The 16,584-nt window shown below is 68.0% G+C and carries 16 protein-coding genes and 1 riboswitch; of the genes, 9 read left to right on the forward strand and 7 right to left on the reverse strand.

Annotation, left to right across the window (positions count from 1 at the left end; all coding sequences use genetic code 11):
• The first annotated feature begins 117 nt into the window (after nt 1-117).
• The 4 genes from msrB (at nt 118) to ABH900_RS15495 (ending at nt 4,860) form a co-directional block, all read left to right on the forward strand.
• Nucleotides 118-690 carry a peptide-methionine (R)-S-oxide reductase MsrB gene (gene msrB / locus ABH900_RS15480; RefSeq protein ID WP_429624009.1) on the forward strand — a complete coding sequence of 191 codons (573 nt, stop codon included), beginning with the start codon at nt 118-120 and terminating at the stop codon, nt 688-690.
• Between the two features lie 2 nt (nt 691-692).
• A complete protein-coding gene (locus ABH900_RS15485; protein ID WP_429624010.1) occupies nt 693-2,462 on the forward strand; it encodes a cytochrome c biogenesis protein DipZ in 1,770 nt (589 codons plus the stop codon).
• Nucleotides 2,463-2,476: 14 nt separating this feature from the next.
• Complete coding sequence (msrA, locus tag ABH900_RS15490) at nt 2,477-3,214, forward strand: peptide-methionine (S)-S-oxide reductase MsrA (RefSeq protein WP_429624011.1); 738 nt, start codon at nt 2,477-2,479, stop codon at nt 3,212-3,214.
• A 197-nt stretch (nt 3,215-3,411) separates the two neighbouring features.
• On the forward strand, nt 3,412-4,860 hold the full coding sequence (locus ABH900_RS15495; protein ID WP_429624012.1) for a PLP-dependent aminotransferase family protein: 1,449 nt from the start codon (nt 3,412-3,414) through the stop codon (nt 4,858-4,860).
• A gap of 65 nt (nt 4,861-4,925) precedes the next feature.
• Here ABH900_RS15495 and bioD read toward each other — a convergent pair whose 3' ends face one another.
• The gene (gene bioD, locus ABH900_RS15500; RefSeq protein ID WP_429624014.1) at nt 4,926-5,618 is read right to left on the reverse strand and encodes a dethiobiotin synthase; all 693 of its coding nucleotides are present in this window, start codon (nt 5,616-5,618) and stop codon (nt 4,926-4,928) included.
• A 68-nt stretch (nt 5,619-5,686) separates the two neighbouring features.
• On the opposite strand from bioD, the gene ABH900_RS15505 reads away from it, so the two are divergent.
• Together ABH900_RS15505 and ABH900_RS15510 are read left to right on the forward strand one after the other, a co-directional pair.
• Nucleotides 5,687-6,169 (forward strand): GAF domain-containing protein, encoded by a 483-nt coding sequence (locus ABH900_RS15505; RefSeq protein ID WP_429624015.1) that lies wholly within the window; start codon nt 5,687-5,689, stop codon nt 6,167-6,169.
• Nucleotides 6,166-6,528 carry a TfoX/Sxy family protein gene (locus ABH900_RS15510; RefSeq protein WP_429624017.1) on the forward strand — a complete coding sequence of 121 codons (363 nt, stop codon included), beginning with the start codon at nt 6,166-6,168 and terminating at the stop codon, nt 6,526-6,528. Before ABH900_RS15505 ends, ABH900_RS15510 begins: the two co-directional genes overlap by 4 nt.
• Before the next feature lie 39 nt (nt 6,529-6,567).
• Here the strand turns inward: ABH900_RS15510 and ABH900_RS15515 are convergent, their stop codons facing one another.
• Together ABH900_RS15515 and ABH900_RS15520 are read right to left on the reverse strand one after the other, a co-directional pair.
• Entirely contained in the window at nt 6,568-7,146 is a 579-nt protein-coding gene (locus ABH900_RS15515; RefSeq protein ID WP_429624018.1) for a histidine phosphatase family protein, read from the reverse strand.
• A 131-nt stretch (nt 7,147-7,277) separates the two neighbouring features.
• Nucleotides 7,278-8,402: an acyltransferase family protein gene (locus ABH900_RS15520; protein WP_429624020.1), complete on the reverse strand. Its 1,125-nt coding sequence runs from the start codon at nt 8,400-8,402 to the stop codon at nt 7,278-7,280.
• Between the two features lie 59 nt (nt 8,403-8,461).
• Nucleotides 8,462-8,683: riboswitch (cobalamin riboswitch) on the forward strand.
• A gap of 114 nt (nt 8,684-8,797) precedes the next feature.
• On the opposite strand from ABH900_RS15520, the gene btuB reads away from it, so the two are divergent.
• The gene (gene btuB / locus ABH900_RS15525; RefSeq protein ID WP_429624021.1) at nt 8,798-10,639 is read left to right on the forward strand and encodes a TonB-dependent vitamin B12 receptor; all 1,842 of its coding nucleotides are present in this window, start codon (nt 8,798-8,800) and stop codon (nt 10,637-10,639) included.
• Nucleotides 10,640-10,740: 101 nt separating this feature from the next.
• On the opposite strand, the gene gph is transcribed toward btuB, so the two are convergent.
• From gph to ABH900_RS15540, 3 genes are all read right to left on the reverse strand, one after another.
• Nucleotides 10,741-11,409 (reverse strand): phosphoglycolate phosphatase, encoded by a 669-nt coding sequence (gene gph, locus ABH900_RS15530; protein WP_429624134.1) that lies wholly within the window; start codon nt 11,407-11,409, stop codon nt 10,741-10,743.
• A 76-nt stretch (nt 11,410-11,485) separates the two neighbouring features.
• Nucleotides 11,486-12,277, reverse strand: a complete 792-nt coding sequence (locus ABH900_RS15535) for a class I SAM-dependent methyltransferase (protein WP_429624022.1) — start codon at nt 12,275-12,277, stop codon at nt 11,486-11,488.
• Nucleotides 12,274-13,203 (reverse strand): LysR family transcriptional regulator, encoded by a 930-nt coding sequence (locus ABH900_RS15540; protein ID WP_429624024.1) that lies wholly within the window; start codon nt 13,201-13,203, stop codon nt 12,274-12,276. Before ABH900_RS15540 ends, ABH900_RS15535 begins: the two co-directional genes overlap by 4 nt.
• 108 nt (nt 13,204-13,311) lie before the next feature.
• Here ABH900_RS15540 and ABH900_RS15545 point away from each other — a divergent pair, with 108 nt between their 5' ends.
• Together ABH900_RS15545 and ABH900_RS15550 are read left to right on the forward strand one after the other, a co-directional pair.
• Nucleotides 13,312-13,950, forward strand: a complete 639-nt coding sequence (locus ABH900_RS15545; RefSeq protein WP_429624026.1) for an NAD(P)-dependent oxidoreductase — start codon at nt 13,312-13,314, stop codon at nt 13,948-13,950.
• 166 nt (nt 13,951-14,116) lie between these two features.
• The gene (locus tag ABH900_RS15550) at nt 14,117-15,028 is read left to right on the forward strand and encodes an MBL fold metallo-hydrolase (protein ID WP_429624027.1); all 912 of its coding nucleotides are present in this window, start codon (nt 14,117-14,119) and stop codon (nt 15,026-15,028) included.
• 277 nt (nt 15,029-15,305) lie between these two features.
• On the opposite strand, the gene dinB is transcribed toward ABH900_RS15550, so the two are convergent.
• Nucleotides 15,306-16,400, reverse strand: a complete 1,095-nt coding sequence (gene dinB, locus ABH900_RS15555) for a DNA polymerase IV (RefSeq protein ID WP_429624028.1) — start codon at nt 16,398-16,400, stop codon at nt 15,306-15,308.
• Between the last annotated feature and the right edge of the window lie 184 nt (nt 16,401-16,584).

Raw genomic sequence — 16,584 nt, forward strand, 5'->3', positions numbered from 1 at the left:
GCCCGCATTGTGGCGCGGGACGGCCGCCGATACCTCACGGAAAATTGAATCCTGCGTGAGGATTCGTTGACCGGCACGGGCGCAGCATGGCCCCGTCGCCCCTTCCCGGAGTCCGCCATGCCCCTCACCCGCCGCCATCTGCTGGGCCTGGGTGGTGTTGCCACCGCCGCCGGCCTGCTCGGCCTCGGGGCCTGCAGCCGCGCCGCACCGGCCGCCGCTGAGACACGCCCCGCGCGGTCCTTCGAGGTCATGCACAGCGACGCCGAGTGGCGCCAGCGGCTGAGCCCGGCGCAGTACGCGGTGCTGCGCCAGCAGGCCACCGAGCGCCCCTACAGCAGCCCGCTCAACAAGGAACACCGGCAGGGCACCTTCGCCTGCGCCGGCTGCGCGCTGCCACTGTTCTCCTCGTCCACCAAGTTCGAGAGCGGCACCGGCTGGCCCAGCTTCTGGGCCCCGCTGCACAACGCCCTCGGCGAGGACCGTGACGTCACCTTCGGCATGCTGCGGGTAGAGGTGCACTGCCGCCGCTGCGGCGGCCATCTCGGCCACGTGTTCAACGACGGCCCGCGTCCGACCGGACTGCGCTACTGCATGAACGGTGCAGCGCTGGTGTTCATTCCTGGTGGCGCTGATGGCACCGCCGACGGCTGGCGCGTGCCGGCCGCTTCTTCCCCCACTTCCGGAGCCTGACGATGGTGCTGTTGCTGCTTGCCTATCTGGGAGGCGCGCTGACCCTGCTCAGCCCCTGCATCCTGCCGGTGCTGCCGTTCGTGTTCGCGCGCGCCGACCGTCCCTTCCTGCGCAGCACGCTGCCGCTGCTGCTGGGCATGGCGCTCACTTTCACCGTGGTCGCCAGCCTGGCTGCGGTGGGCAGCCAATGGGTGGCACAGGCCAACCAGATCGGACGCTGGATCGCGCTGCTGCTGATGGCGCTGTTCGCGGTCGCCTTGCTGTGGCCGCGGTTGGCCGACCATCTTCTGGCGCCGTTCCAGCGCATGGGCGCACGGCTGAGTGCACGGGCCGATGCCGCCGACGCCGCCGGACGCGGCGGCGCCTGGACCTCGCTGCTGATCGGTATTGCCACCGGCCTGCTGTGGGCACCCTGTGCCGGGCCGATCCTCGGCCTGGTGCTGACCGGTGCGGCCCTGCATGGCGCCAGCGTCGGCACCAGCACCCTGCTGCTGGCCTATGCGCTGGGTGCGATCACCGCGCTGGCGTTGGCGGTGTGGGTCGGCGGCCGCGTGTTCCGCGCGCTGCAGGCACGGCTCGGCCTCGGTGATGTGCTGCGCAAGGTCCTGGGTGTGGCCGCGTTGCTGGCGGTGCTGGCGATCGGCCTGGGCTGGGATACCGGCCTGCTGACCCGCCTGTCCACGCTCAGCACCGCGCGCATCGAACAGGGCCTGCTCGATGCGGTGCCGGGCGCGCAGCCCGCGGCGCCGCCGATGATGATGATGGCCGCAGCCGACGCCGACGCCGGTGCACCGTTGCCGGTGGAAGGCACGCTGCCCGCGCTGGACGGCGCCACCGGCTGGCTCAACAGCCCGCCGCTGACCGCCCAGCAGCTGCGCGGCAAGGTGGTGCTGGTCGACTTCTGGACGTACTCCTGCATCAACTGCCTGCGTGCGATGCCGTTCGTGCACGAGTGGGAGCGCCGCTACCGCGATCACGGCCTGGTGGTGATCGGCGTGCACACGCCGGAGTTCGCCTTCGAGCGCGACCCGCGCAACGTGATGAAGGCCGTGCAGCAGTTGAAAGTCGAGTACCCGGTGGCGCTGGACAACCAGTACACGATCTGGCGCGCGTTCAACAACCGCTACTGGCCGGCGCAGTACTTCGTCGATGCGCAGGGCAACATCCGCGGCCACCAGTTCGGCGAGGGCAACTACGCACGCTCGGAACAGGTGATCCGTCGCCTGCTGACCGAGGCGGGCCAGACGAATCTGCCCCCGCCGGCCGATCCCGCCGCTGCCGACCTGAAGGGGGTCGCCGCGCAGGCCGACATGGGCAACCTGCGCTCGCCGGAAACCTACCTGGGCCACGCACGCGCCGAGCAGTTCGCCTCGCCTGGCGGACAGCGCAGCGACACTGCGTTCGACTACACACTGCCGGCCACGCTGACGTTGAACCAGTGGGGCCTGTCCGGGCGCTGGACCGTTACCGACGAGGCCGCGCAGCTGCAACAGGCGGGTGGTCGCATTGCGTTCCAGTTCCATGCCCGCGACCTGCATCTGGTGCTGGCGCCCACCCGGGACGGCAAACCCGTGCGCTTCCGTGTCTGGCTGGACGGCAAGCCGCTGCCGGCCGCCGACGCCGGCAGCGATGTCGGTGCCGATGGCAGCGGCGTGGTCGACGAACACCGCCTGTACCAGCTGGTGCGCCAGCGCGGCACGGTCGGCCCGCATCGCTTCGAGATCGAGTTCCTCGACGCGGGCGTACAGGCCTACGCCTTCACCTTCGGTTGATCCGGGAGGACACGATGAAACTCTCCTTTGAACAGGGCATCGCCGCCGGCGTGGCCGGCCTGGTTGCCACCGCACTGATCGCCGGCGTGCTGCTGGTCGACCACGGCGCGCTGGCGGCACCGGTCGAAGCCGGCGCGCCGGCACCGGCGCTGCCGGCCCCCAGCGGCGACGCCGCATTCGGCGATGACGCCACCCGCGCCAGCGTGGTGTTTGCCGGCGGTTGTTTCTGGGGCGTGCAGGGTGTGTTCCAGCATGTCAAAGGCGTGAGCAATGCAGTGTCCGGCTATATCGGCGGCAGCGCTGCCAATGCGCACTACGAGCGGGTCAGCAGCGGCCAGACCGGCCATGCCGAAGCGGTGAAGATCGACTATGACCCGCGCCAGGTCAGCTACGGGCAATTGATGCAGGTGTTCTTCTCGGTGGCCCACGACCCGACCCAGCTCAACCGCCAGGGGCCGGACCACGGCAGCCAGTACCGTTCGGCCATCTTCAGCGACGACGCCCGTCAGCAGGCCGCCAGCCGTGCCTACATCGCCCAGCTTGGCCAGGCCGGCAGCTACCGTGCACCGATCGTCACCCAGCTGGTCAGCGGCCAGCGTTTCTACCCGGCCGAGAGCTACCACCAGAACTACATGACGAACTATCCGCAGGCGGCCTATATCCGCTACTACGACGCACCGAAACTGGCGGCGTTGGGCAAGCAGTTCCCGGCGTTGTACCGGCGCGATGCGGTACTGGTGCCGATGCGGTAGAGCCGGCCGCTGGCCGACTACTCCGCCGTCCCGACAAAGGGATTGCCGGCCAGCGGCCGGCTCTACACAAAAAAAGACGCACGGCCATCCAGCCGTGCGCTTGGAAAGTATCGGCCGCGCCCCGATCAGGCCCGGCCGACAACGACATGCTAGGCTCGTCATCATCATGGGTACAGCTCCAGATGGCGGGATATTCGATGGATACAGATGACCACGGCGCGATGATCCCTCCCCGCTACCAGCGACTGTCCGATGAACTGGCCGAAGCCATTCACGGCGGCCGACTGCCTGCAGGCAGCCGCCTGCCGTCGCTGCGGCAGATGGCGTTGCAGCGACGGCTCAGCCTGAACACGGTGATCGCCGCCTATCGACAGCTGGAAGACGCTGGCCTGGTGATTCCACGGCCCAAGGCGGGCTTCGAGGTGGCGCCACGGCTGTCGGTGCCGGAGCGTTCGCTGCGCGATGTTCCCTCGGCGCCCACTGCACCGCTGCAGCAGGTGCTGATGGCCCGCGTACTGGAGGCGCAGCGCCGGCCGGGCGTGATCGACCTGGCCTTCGCTGGCCCGCGTGGCCGCCAGTTCTACCCTGGCGCACAGCTGGCCAAGCACACCGCGCAGGTACTACGCCACGGCCAGCAGACCGTGGAAACCTACGCACGCCCGAACGGCTCGCCCCGGCTGCTGGCGCAGATCGTGCGCCGCGGCCCGCGCATGGGCCTGCACACCCACAGCGGACGCCTGCTGCTGACCCACGGTGCGATGGAAGCGCTGCAGCTGGCGCTGCGCGCCGTCACCCAGCCCGGCGATGCAGTGGGCATCGAGGCGCCGTCCTACTTCAATCTATACCCGCTGCTGGCCAACCTCGGCCTGCAGGCGATCGAACTGCCTACCCATCCGCAGCAGGGCCTGGACGTCGACGCACTGGATGCGCTGCTGGATAACACACCGCTGGCGGCACTGGTGGTGATGCCGACCGTGCACAACCCATTGGGGTGCACCATGCCGATGGAGGCCAAACAGCGCCTGGCCGAACTGGTCAACGCACGCCAGCTGCCACTGATCGAAGATGCGGTGTATGCAGAACTGCAGTTCTGCGAACCGCCGGCACCGCTGTTGAAGGCCTTCGATCGCGACGGCTGGGTGATGGTGGTCGGTGGTTTCTCGAAGACGCTGGCGCCGGACTACCGCATCGGCTGGCTCGACGGCGGCCGCTTCGCCGAGCGCATCGCACTGCTGAAGTTCCAGTCCACCGGCGGCGAGCCCCAGCTGCTCGGCGATGCGGTTGCGGCGTACCTGGAAGCTGGCAGCTACGAGCATCACCTGCATCGCATGCGCCGCCTGTACCGCGAACAGGTGGGACGGCTGCGCCAGTTGGTGGCTGAACACTTCCCGGCCGGCACCCGCGCCACCGAGCCACAGGGTGGCTTTCTGCTATGGCTGGAGCTGCCCGGCGTGGATACCCGCGTGCTGTTCGAGCGCGCCCTGGAAGAGGACATCGTGTTCATGCCCGGCCAGGTGTATTCGCGTGGCGCGCGCTACCGGCACTGCCTGCGGCTTTCATGCTGCCAGACGCTGGATGCGCGCTTCATCGGCGCGGTGGAGCGGTTGGGCGCGCTCGCGTGCGAGCTGGCAGCTGCAACACGGTAGTGCCGGCCGCTGGCCGGCAACTGCACGCAGGTGAATACATCGAGGTTGCCGGCCAGCAGCCGGCACTACCCCAGATCGCCAAGCAGATGCGCGCTCAGCGCTTCGCCATCCGCACCCGGCAGATGCGGCAACCGGCCCCAGCACGGCATCGGCAGGCGCTGCCGCAGCGTGGCAACGTTATCGTCCTGGCGTTGCATCACCGGATCGATGTGGTTGCCGATCCAGCCCAGGCAATCCACACCACTGGCCTTCAGCGACTGCGCCGTCAGCCGCGCGTGATTCACGCAGCCCAGCCGCATGCCCACCACCAGCAGTACCGGCAGCTGCAGTGCGCGCACCAGATCAAGCTGGTCCAGCGTTGCCGAGACCGGTGCCAGCCAACCGCCGACGCCTTCCACCACCACGATGTCGGCCTGCGCGCGCAGGCGCGCGAACGCAGCCACGATCGGCGCCAATTCCACCTGCACGCCATCCTCGGCAGCGGCCAGCTCCGGCGCCAGCGGTTGCCGCAGCGCATACGGGTTCAGGTCTGCGTAGTCCGGTACCGGCCAGCTGGCCGCCTGCAGCGCCAGCGCATCCTCGTTGCGCAGCCCCTGCCCACGGTCTTCGCTGCCACTGGCCACCGGCTTCATGCCCACCGCGCGCAGGCCGCGCCGGCGCAGCGCATGCAGCAGCGCGGTACTGGCCGCCGTCTTGCCGATCTCGGTATCGGTGCCGGTGACAAACAGGGCGGGTGGCAGCGTGGCGGGCAACGGCATCGAAGGACTCCAACGGGGCAACAGTGCGTGCATTATCGCCGGCCCGGCGCGCTTGCTAGACTGCGGGCATGTTCGCCAATGCCTCGCTCACCGGCAGCAAGCCGGAACAATACGCCCAGCTGCTGGAACAGGCCCGGGGCCTGGTCTACGGCGAGTCCGACCGCATCGCCAACGCGGCCAACCTCTCCGCACTGGTCTACCACGCTCTGCCCGACCTGAACTGGGTGGGCTTCTACCTGTATGACGGCCAGGAACTGGTGGTCGGTCCGTTCCAGGGCCTGCCGGCCTGCGTGCGCATCCCGCTGGACAAGGGCGTCTGCGGTGCCGCCGCCAGCCAGCGCGTGACCCAACGCGTGGAAGACGTCGATGCCTTCCCCGGCCACATCGCCTGCGATTCGGCGTCGCGTTCGGAGCTGGTGGTGCCGCTGCTGCACGGCGACGCGCTGATCGGCGTGTTCGACATCGACAGCCCGAAGGTCGGCCGCTTCGATGCCGACGACCAGGCCGGCCTGGAAGCGATCGCCCGCGTGTTCGTCGAGGCCCTGGGATGAGCGCGCCGAAGCTGCGCAACATCGGCCCGAAAAGTGCAGCATGGCTGCGTCAGGTCGGCCTGCGCAGCCGCGAGGACCTGCTCGCGCTTGGCGCGGTCGGCGCCTTCGTCAAGGTCAAGCGTGCCGGCTTCAAGCCCAGCCTGAACCTGTTGTACTCGCTGGAAGGCGCCCTGCTCGACTGCCACTGGCAGGAGCTCGGTGAAGCGCAGCGGGAAGCCCTGGTGCAGGACTACGAGGCGCGCATCGCCGCGCATCCGCTGAAGGCGGCCGGTCCGGCCTCGGGCCCGGTGCACGAACAGCGCTTCGACGCCGACGACCACGCTGAAGACAGCGTGGCCGAAAGCACCGACGAGGATTGAGTGGCCGCAGGCGCGCCGGGCATGGCCCGGCGAGCGAGATCAGGGCTGCTGCAGTTCCAGCAGTTCGCCCACCAGGCCGACCTCACCGCGTTCCAGCCATACCCGCAACCGGGTGCCGTGGTCGATGCGCAATGCCCAACACAACGACATCGGCAGGCCGCACACCTGCGACAACACCATGCGCAGCGCGCCACCGTGGCTGACCACCAGCGTCGGCACCGGGTCATCGTCGTCCAGCAGCCGATCGAGCGCGCGCGCGATGCGCCGTTCAAAGTGGCCCCAGCTTTCGCCGTTCGGCGGAGGGCACGCGTGCGGATCTGCGTGGAAGGCAGCCAACGCATCCTCGGGCAGGTCGAACAGTGACTGCCCGTCCCAATCGCCGAAGTCCAGCTCTTCCCATTCCTCGTCCGCTTCCACATCCAGCCCGCGCGGCGTGGCCAGCGCCATCGCCGTGTGCAGCGAGCGCAGCCGCGGCGAGCTGATCACCCGCTCCCAGGGCTGCGTGGCGTAGGCATCGATCAGCTCCTGCGGCAAGCGAGCCAGCTGCGGCGGATCGCTGCGGCCATCGAGGAACTCATCGCGACCGTTGCCGGCATGGCGGACCAGGTCGAGGATCATCGCTGCCGGCCGGTCTGTACCTGCCAGCGCGGCGGCGCCTCGGATAGGCCAGCGGCGGGGATCGGTAGCGGTTGGAACAGAATCATGGGCAACACTTCCAGAACTGATGCCCCGCGACGGGGCGCATCATTCTAGCGTGCGCCGCCTTCTGGCTGCCCACCTGCAACGGCGCTGCGCACCGGTATGGCGGGCGACATCAGCCGTTTGCCCAGACGGATCATCGGTACTTCGACGAAACGATGGCCGAGTGCAGCCAGCGGTAGTACCACCAGCAGCGTCATCGCCGCGCACAACAGGTAGCCGACACTGCCGCCCTGGACGGCAAGCACCCGCGCGAACACCGGACCGAGCATCGCGATGACGATCGGATGCCCGAGATAAAGCGAATAACTCACCGTGCCCAGCCAGGCGGAAAACCGGTTCACGAGCCAACGCGGCGGGCACTGCGAGAAGCCCAGCAGCAGGCTCAGGTAGCCCAGCCCCGACAACTGCCACTGCCAAGGGCCGGCGGCACCCCATGTGGTTGAGGACGCGGCCAGCAGCAACAACAGCACACCCGCCAGGTTCAACCCCTGTGCCCAGTGCCGCGAGCGCGGTGCCGGCAACCGGGCGAGTGCAGCAAAAGCATGGAAGCCCACCAGCCCCATCGCGAAGACGGGGGCATGGCGCAGCCAACCGTAGTCATCCAGCGAGGCCTGGAGGCGCTGGCCCAGCACGCCCGTCCAGGCCAGCGCCACCAGCGCCAGCAACCCGATCAACAGGGCCCAGGCGCTGCGCGCCTTGCCGACCAGCACGTAGAGCGCGGGAAAGATGGCGTAGAACAGCATCTCCACGCCCACCGCCCAACTGGCCCACACGATGCCTGCTTCCCATCCCGGGAACAGGTTGAAAGTGAAGGACAGGTTGGCCGCGATCTCCCCCCAGGAATGGCCGGCATGGTCGCCGCGACCATCGCGGAACAGGGAGAACATCAACAGCACATAGAAGAGCGGCGCGATGCGAAGGAATCGATGCAGGTAGAAGCTCAGCAGCGGCCGGCCGCTGGCCTGATGTCGAGGCATGGTGTAACACAGGGAAAACGCACTGATTACGAAGAACAGCGCAACGCCGGTGGCCCCCATGTGCACGGCCGGCAGCCAGGCCACCGCTACCGGCAGTGCCGGTGCCGGCATCGACTGTACGTGGTACAGCACCACGTACACTGCCGCCAGGCCACGCAGGGCATCGAGAAACTGCAGACGATCCTTCGCAACCATAGCTACTCGCACGAACGTGAAGAGGCCACCACTCTAACGCCCGCGGCAGGCAATGACTTAGACTGCGCGCACTTCCAGGTGACCTGTGGCGATGGCTGGCAGGTTGAAACGGGAAGCCGGTGACGCGTGATTGCACGCCATGCCGGCGCTGCCCCCGCAACGGTAAGCACGTCAGTTCCAGGCAATACGCCACTGTGCCGCGCGCACGGGAAGGCGCCTGGGCGGTGGCCTCGCGCCACCCGGCGGCAAGCCCGGAGACCGGCCCGGAAGCCTCAGGTCGCGATGCGGTGGGCATGGCGCTGGATGACCGTGGCACAGGCTGCGGCATCGGCGCATGCCTGCTTTCGCGGCTCCTCCCCTTCGCCACGCGGGCGTGCGTGGCACCTGGAGTCCCCATGAAGCTGCAGTCCCGAATGCTGTCCCTGGCCGTGCTGGCCGCCCTGCCCGCGCTGGCCCAGGCCGCCGATGACACCACCGCGCTCGACCAGATCCTGGTCACCGCCACCCGCACCCCGATCGCCCTGCAGGACAGCATCGCGCCAGCCCAGGTGATCGACCGTGCGCAGATCGAATCCAGCCAGGCCACCTCGCTGCAGGAACTGCTGCGCGGCCGCGCCGGCATCAACCTGACCAATGCCGGCGGGCTCGGCAAGCAGAGCTCGCTGTTCCTGCGCGGCACCAATTCAGGCCATACCGTGGTGCTGGTCGATGGCGTGCGCATCAACAGTGCCGACCTCGGCCTGGCCATGTACCAGGACCTGCCGCTGGCGCAGATCGAACGCGTGGAAATCGTGCGTGGCCCGCAGTCGAGCCTGTACGGCGCCGACGCCATCGGTGGCGTGATCCAGATCTTCACCCGTCGCAACCAGGGCGATTTCGCTCCGCACTTCCAGCTCGGTGGCGGCAGCAACGGCCTGCGCGAGGCCAGCGGTGGCATCGGCGGCGGTACCGAACGCGGCTGGTTCGGTGCCGACATCGCCTACCAGCATTCCGATGGCATCGACGCCTGCCGTGGCTCGGCCACGCTGTTCACCGGCTGCTTTGCCGACGAACACGACCGCGACGGTTACCGCAACCTGTCCAAGAGCCTGCGTGGCGGCTACACCTTCAACGATCAGTGGAACGTGGAAGGCAGCGCGTTGCGCGCCGACGGCAAGAACCATTACGACGGCTACTACAACTATTCGGAAACCCGCCAGCAGGTGCTGGCCGGCAAGGTGCGCTACACCCCGTCCGAGCACCTGGCCTTCACCGCCAATGTCGGCCGCAGCGACAATGAATCGGACAACTTCGGCGATTCCGGTGCACGCGGCAGCGCGCAGACCCATCGCAACAGCGCCTCGCTGCAGGGCGACATCGGCCTGGCCGAGGGCCAGCTGCTGAGCACCGGCGTGGACTGGAGCGAGGACAACCTGGATGGCAGCAGTGCCGGGTATCTGGTCGACAGCCGCCGCAACACCGGTGTGTTCGTGCAGTACCAGGGCCGCTTCGGCCGCCACCAGCTGCAGGCCAGTGCGCGCAACGACGACAACCAGCAGTTCGGCAACCATGCCACCGGCAGCGTTGGCTGGGCGATGGAACTGGACCACGGCCTGCGCGTCAATGCCAGCTACGGCACCGCGTTCAAGGCGCCGACCTTCAGCGATCTGTACGACCCCTGGAGCGGCGTGCCGACGTTGAAGCCGGAGAAGTCCAAGAGCGCCAACCTCGGCGTTTCGCAGCAGGGCCAGGGTTGGCACTGGGGCCTGGACGTGTACGAAACCCGCATCGATGACCTGATCACCTACGATGCGCTCACGATGAAGATGCAGCAGGTGGAAAAGGCACGCATCCGCGGTGCCGAGCTGACCGGTGGCCTGCTGTTGGCCGGTTTCGACATCAATGCACAGCTGAGCTACACCGACCCGCGCAACCGCACCCGCGGCAGCAGCCAGTTCGACAACTGGCTGCCGCGTCGTGCACAGCAGACCGCGCGGCTGGACATCGATCGCCGCTTCGGCGACTTCCGCGCCGGCCTGACCGTACAGGGTGCGGGCAAGCGCTATGACGACGCCGCGAACAGGGTGCAGGTCGGTGGTTACGGCACGCTCGACCTGCGCGCCGAGTACGCGCTGACGCCGTCGTGGTCATTGCTGGCGCGCGCGGCCAACGTGTTCGACCGCCGCTACGAGACCGTGGCGTGGTTCAACCAGCCCGGCCGCGAATACCAGCTGAGCGTGCGTTACCAGCCAAAATGATCGGTTAATGTGTAAACGGTGGCGCCGGGCCATGCCCGGCGTCGCCTGATGCCATCGACGCATGGCGTCGATCTACTGTAGAGCCGAGCGTGGGCTCGGCTCTACACCGGAATGCCGGCAGCCAACCCTGGCAGTTCACGCAGATCGTCGATCACCGCCACCGCATGTGCGGTGGCCAGATCCAGGCCGCGCGGATAGCCGTAGCGCACCAGCGCGATCGGCATGCCGGCGTCTTCCGCGGCCCGGTAGTCGGTCAGCGAATCGCCCACCATCAGGCAGGCGTCCACCGGCAGCCCGAAGTGCGCGGCGATGTGCCGCAGTGGCGCGCCGCTGGGCTTGCGCTGCGGCAACGAATCGCCGCCCAGTACCAGCGCAAATGCATCACCGATGCCCAGGTGCTGCAGCAGTGGCGGCACTAGCGCTTCGGGCTTGTTGGTGCAGATCGCCAGTGGCACGTCGCGCGCGCGCAGCTGCGTCAGCGCCTCGGCCACGCCATCGAACAGGCGCGGGCTGCGCAGCAGGCACTCACGGTAGTGCACCATGAATACCGGCATCACCTCGGCCAGGTCGACCTCACGACCAGCGGCATGCACGGCCTGCTCCACCAACCGGCGCACGCCGTCACCGATCCAGCCGAGCACGGTGGCTTCGGGCACGCGCGCCATGCCGATGTCCTGCAGCGTGCGGTTCAGCGCTTCGGCAATATCGGCGGCGCTGTCGACCAGCGTGCCATCGAGGTCGAACACGACCAGCGGATAGGGATACGGCAAGGGACGGCACCTGTACGACATGGGGCCGTCCATTGTACGCCGCCCCTTTTTCCGTAGATCCTCCTGTCGCTCCGGCTCAGCCGATCCGGCGCGCGCGGGTGGCCAGGAAGGTCGGCAGATAACGATCGATCAGGAAGCGCGGCTGCGGCTGCCAGTCTTCCATGAAGCGATCGATGACGAAGCCGGCATCGAGCTGACCGCCGATCAGTTCGGTCAGGCTGTGGCCGAAGGTCATCGCATCGCCGCGGGCCAGCTTCGCCTCGCGCTCGGCCGGCGGCAGGTCTTCCAGGTCCGAATAGGGAATGGCGTACTGCGGCCGGATCAGGCCCTGCGCGTCCAGCTGCGGATCGCGCGCGCCGACGAACAACACCGGGTTGTAGAAGCTGGCCATCAGCATGCCATCGCGCGCCAGCACGCGACGGCATTCGGTCCACACCGGGCGCACGTCGGGCACGTACAGGTTGGAGATCGGATGGAACACCACGTCGAAGCTGTCGTTGGCGAACACGTGCAGGTCGCGCATGTCGCCCTGCACCGTGCGCAGCTGCAGGCCATCGCGCGCGGCCACGCTGCGGTCCTGTTCCAGCTGCCCATCGGACAGATCGAACACGGTCACTTCGGCACCGGCCGCCGCCAGCACCGGTCCCTGCTGCCCGCCGCCCGAGGCCAGGCACAGGATGCGGCGGCCGCGCACATCCCCCAGCCAGTCCAGCGGCAGCGCGCGCGGGGTCAGATGCACCTGCCAGCGCCCTTCGCGGGCGGCAGCGACAGTGGAAGCTTCAACCGGGCGCGACCATTCGCGCACTTCGCTGGCCTGGCGGTCCCAGGCAGCACGGTTGTGGTCGATCAAGGCCCGTCCATGGTTCATGTGTTCTCCTTGCCCGATGGGCGCCAATCCAGATCCTGGAAGGCCGGGCTGGCGAAACACTCGGCCAGGAAATCCAGGAATCGGCGCATGATAGCGGGCTGCTGGCGGCGCGATGCATACACGGCATGAATGCCGAGTTCGTCCAGACTGAACTCGGGCAGCAGCTCGATCAGCTCGCCACTGCGCAGCAACGGCGCCACCTGGTAGGTCGGCAACATGGCGATGCCGGCGTCGGCGCGCACCGCTTCCAGCAGCAGCGAAGCTTCATTGGCGCTGATGTTGCCGCCCACCGCCACCGACAGCGAACGGCCGTCGCGGTGCAGCTGCCATAGGCTCTTGCCGACGTAATGATGGGTCAGGCAGTTGTGCGCAGCCAGGTGTTCCGGCGCGGTCGGGGTGCCGCGCGCCTGCAGATAGGCCGGTGTCGCGCACAGTACCGAGCGGCACGTGGCCAGCCGCCGCGCGATCAGGCTGGGGTCGATCTGGCGGGCGATGCGCACCGCCAGGTCTACACGCTCCTCGACCAGGTTCACCATGCGATCGACCAGCAGCAGCTCGATGCGCGCCGCTGGATGACGTGCGACAAAGCCCGCCACCGCCCGCGCCAGGTGGCTCTGCCCGAACGAGACGCTGGCAGTCACCCGCAGGGTGCCATGCGGTTCGGGGTCATCACTGGCCAGCTCGCCCTGCAGCTCCTCGCCGATCGCCAGCATCTGCCGGAAGCGCGCCAATGCCGCCTCGCCCGGACCGGTCAGGCTGACCCGGCGGGTGGTCCGATGCAGCAGGCGCGCCCCCAGCCAACCCTCGACCTCGGCCAGGTAGCGGCTGACCATCGCCCTCGACATGTCCAGCACCTCGGCCGCCACGGTCAGGCTGCCGCGCTCGGCGACCTCAACGAATACGGTCATGGCGGTCAATCGATCCATCTGCTCGATCCATGCAACAAACAAACGCGTTATACGCTGTTTTTCGAGCGACCGCAGCGACCTAGAGTGGCCCCATTCCCACCCCACACCGCCCCACGGAGTCCTGCCATGAAGATCGCCCTCGTTGGTTCCACCGGCAACATCGGCCGCCAGATCGCCCGCCACGCGCTGGCTCACGGCCATGAACTCACCGTCATCGTGCGCAGCGCGCAGGACTTGCCTGCCGAACTGGCCGGTGCCCATCCGGTGATCGCCTCGCTGGATGACCAGGACGCCCTGGTCGCCGCCATCGCCGGCCACGACGTGCTGGCCAGTGCCTACGGTCCGCGCCCGGGCGATGACATCGGCCGCGTCGGCGAAGTGGCCGCGCAGCTGGCCGCCGCCGCACGCAGGGCCGGTGTGCCGCGCCTGGTGGTGGTCGGTGGCGCCGGCAGCCTGGAAGTCGCGCCTGGCGTGCAGCTGGTCGATACCCCCAACTTCCCGGAGGCCTACAAGCCGTACGCGCTGGCCCACCGTGAGGCGTTCAAGCGCCTGCAGGCGGTGGATGACCTGGACTGGACCTTCTTCTCGCCGGCCGCCGAAATCGGCCCGGGCGAAGAACGTGGCCAGTACCGCGTGCAGCCCAAGGCCTTCCTCGCCGATGCCAGCGGCCACAGCCGCATCAGCTACGCCGACTACGGCGCGGCGTTCGTCGCCGAGCTGGAGGCGCACCAGTACCCGAAGCAGATCATCACCGCAGCGTATTGATCCACGTACGTCCCTTGTAGAGCCGAAGGCAACGGCAGGAGCCGTTGCCAACGTCGCTTGCGACGGCCCGCAGGGGGCCGGGCAGGGACACGCCCGGCATAGCCCGCGCTCGGCTCTACGCGAACATGCAGCCGGGCATTGGCTCGGCTCTACACAAGGAATTCCCATGCGTACCGCTGCCCTTCTGCTTCCCCTCGCCCTGGCCGCCAGCTTCACCAGTGCTCCGCTGCTGGCCGCACCGGCCACCGTCGCGCCGGCCACCGCGACGAAATCCCAGCTGCACCTGCAGACCTTCCATCCCGGCCCGCAGGCGATGTTCTCGGTGTCCTCGGTTCTGATCGAAGGCCGCCATGATGCCATCCTGGTCGATGCGCAGTTCGGTGCCAGCGATGCGCGCAAACTGGTCGAGCTGATCCGCGCCAGCGGCAAGAAGCTGACCACGATCTACATCAGCCACGGCGATCCGGACTACTACTTTGGCCTGGCTACGCTGCAGGACGCATTCCCGCAGGCACGCATCGTCGCCACGGCGCAGACCGTCGCCCATATCCAGCAGACCCAGGCCGGCAAGCAGGCCTTCTGGGGACCGAAAATGGGCGCCGACGTGCCGGCGCGCATCGTGGTGCCGGAGGTGCTGGACGGCGATGCGCTGCAGCTGGAGGGCCAGCGGCTGCCGCTGATCGGGTTGAAGGGGCCGACACCGGACCGCACGGTGCTGTGGGTGCCGTCACTGCGTGCGATCGTCGGCGGCATTCCGGTGGTGGCCGGCGAGCACGTGTGGATGGCCGACACGCAGACGCCGAAGTCGCACACCGACTGGCTGCAGACCCTGCAGCGGCTGCAGGCACTGAAGCCGAAGGTGGTGGTGCCCGGGCATTACGCGCCGGGTGCGGCGCTGGATGCCAGCGCACTGCGCTTCACCGCTGACTACATCCGCGCATTCGACGCCGAAGCGGCAAAAGCCAAGGACAGTGCGGCGCTGGTGAAGGCGATGCAGGCGCGTTACCCGACGTTGGCCGGCGAGGCATCGCTGGAACTGAGCGCAAAGGTCGCCAAGGGCGAGATGCAGTGGCCATGAGGTAGGGGGTTCTTCTGCAGGCTGCGCCCTGCACCTGCGGTAGTGCCGGCCACAGGCCGGCACCCTCAACGGCAGCAGCAACAGCTGGATTCCGTGGGATGGCGGGGTGGGTCCGGTTGCGGGGGGCGCTGCAAGTACGTCCATGCAAGCTCGGTCGCCGCATCCATGCGGCTCACGCCCCCGCAACCGGACCCACCCCGCCTTCGACAGATCTCCGCAATCTGTCTGGATGGAATGACCTGCTCTTGGTGGGTGCCGACCTTGGTCGACACGTAGATCAGCTTTGCGGGGAATCGTTCGTTTCGTGCTCGAACAGTTCCCCCTGCACCACCGCCTCCTTTTCGCGGAAGCCGCCGAGCCCGACGCCGACCAGGCGGTAACGCGTCTCCGCCGGCAGATCCACGCGGGTGCGCAGTGCCAGCGCGATATCACGCAGCTCCTCCATCGATTCCGGGGGCCGGTCGGGAGTGAAACTGCGGGTGAGGATACGGAACTGCGCGGTCTTCAGCTTCAGCACCACGGTGTGGCCCACACGCTCGGTCTTGCGGGTGGCATTCCAGGTCTTCTCCGCCAGCTGCACGATCGCCTCGCCCAGATCTTCCAGCCGCAGGTCCTCGGCGAAGGTGTCCTCCGAAGAGATCGACTGCACCTGCTGGTCCGGTTCCACCGGCCGCTCATCAACGCCACGCGCACGGTTGTACAGGCTGCGGCCGAAGCTGCCGAAAGCCTCTTCCAGATCGACCAGCGCCCACTGCCGCAGGTCGCCGCAGGTGACGATGCCCTGCGCGGCCAGCTTGCCCTCCATCACCTTGCCGACGCCAGGCACCCGGTTCACCGGCAGCGGCAGCAGGAAGGCATCCACCCGCTGCGGGGGAATCACGAACTGGCCATCGGGCTTGCGCCAGTCCGAAGCGATCTTGGCCAGGAACTTGTTCGGTGCGATCCCCGCTGAAGCGGTCAGGTGGGTTTCCTCACGGATCTGCGTGCGGATGGTGCGGGCGATGTCAGTGGCCAGCTCGATGCCACTCTTCGGCTCGGTCACGTCCAGGTAGGCTTCATCCAGCGACAGCGGCTCAACCAGGTCGGTATGCCGCAGGAAGATCGCGCGGACCTGCTGTGACACCGCCTTGTAACGTGCGAAGTCAGGCGGCACGAAGATCGCGTCCGGGCACAGGCGCTCGGCTCGCACGGCGGGCATCGCCGAACGCACACCGAACACGCGCGCCTCATACGACGCCGCGCACACCACCGAACGCGCGCCGCGCCATGCCACCACCACCGGCTTGCCCCTCAGTGACGGATCGTCACGCTGCTCCACCGACGCGTAGAACGCGTCCATGTCGACGTGGATGATCTTGCGCAGTCGGGTCATGTCAGGCGGACGGGGCGGGGGTGGGCCGTGCGGGCCACACGCCGAAGTATGGTCGTTGCACATCAACAGGATGCGCGTATTCCCTTGAAAACACTACGGTTGCGTACGGTTGAAATGTTTGATCGACGCAGGCTCCACGGGCATTCTCGAGGACTTGTTTCCCTGTTTCCCCGCTTCCAGGATT

This window comes from Stenotrophomonas sp. AN71, assembly GCF_050435725.1.
Classification (GTDB): domain Bacteria; phylum Pseudomonadota; class Gammaproteobacteria; order Xanthomonadales; family Xanthomonadaceae; genus Stenotrophomonas.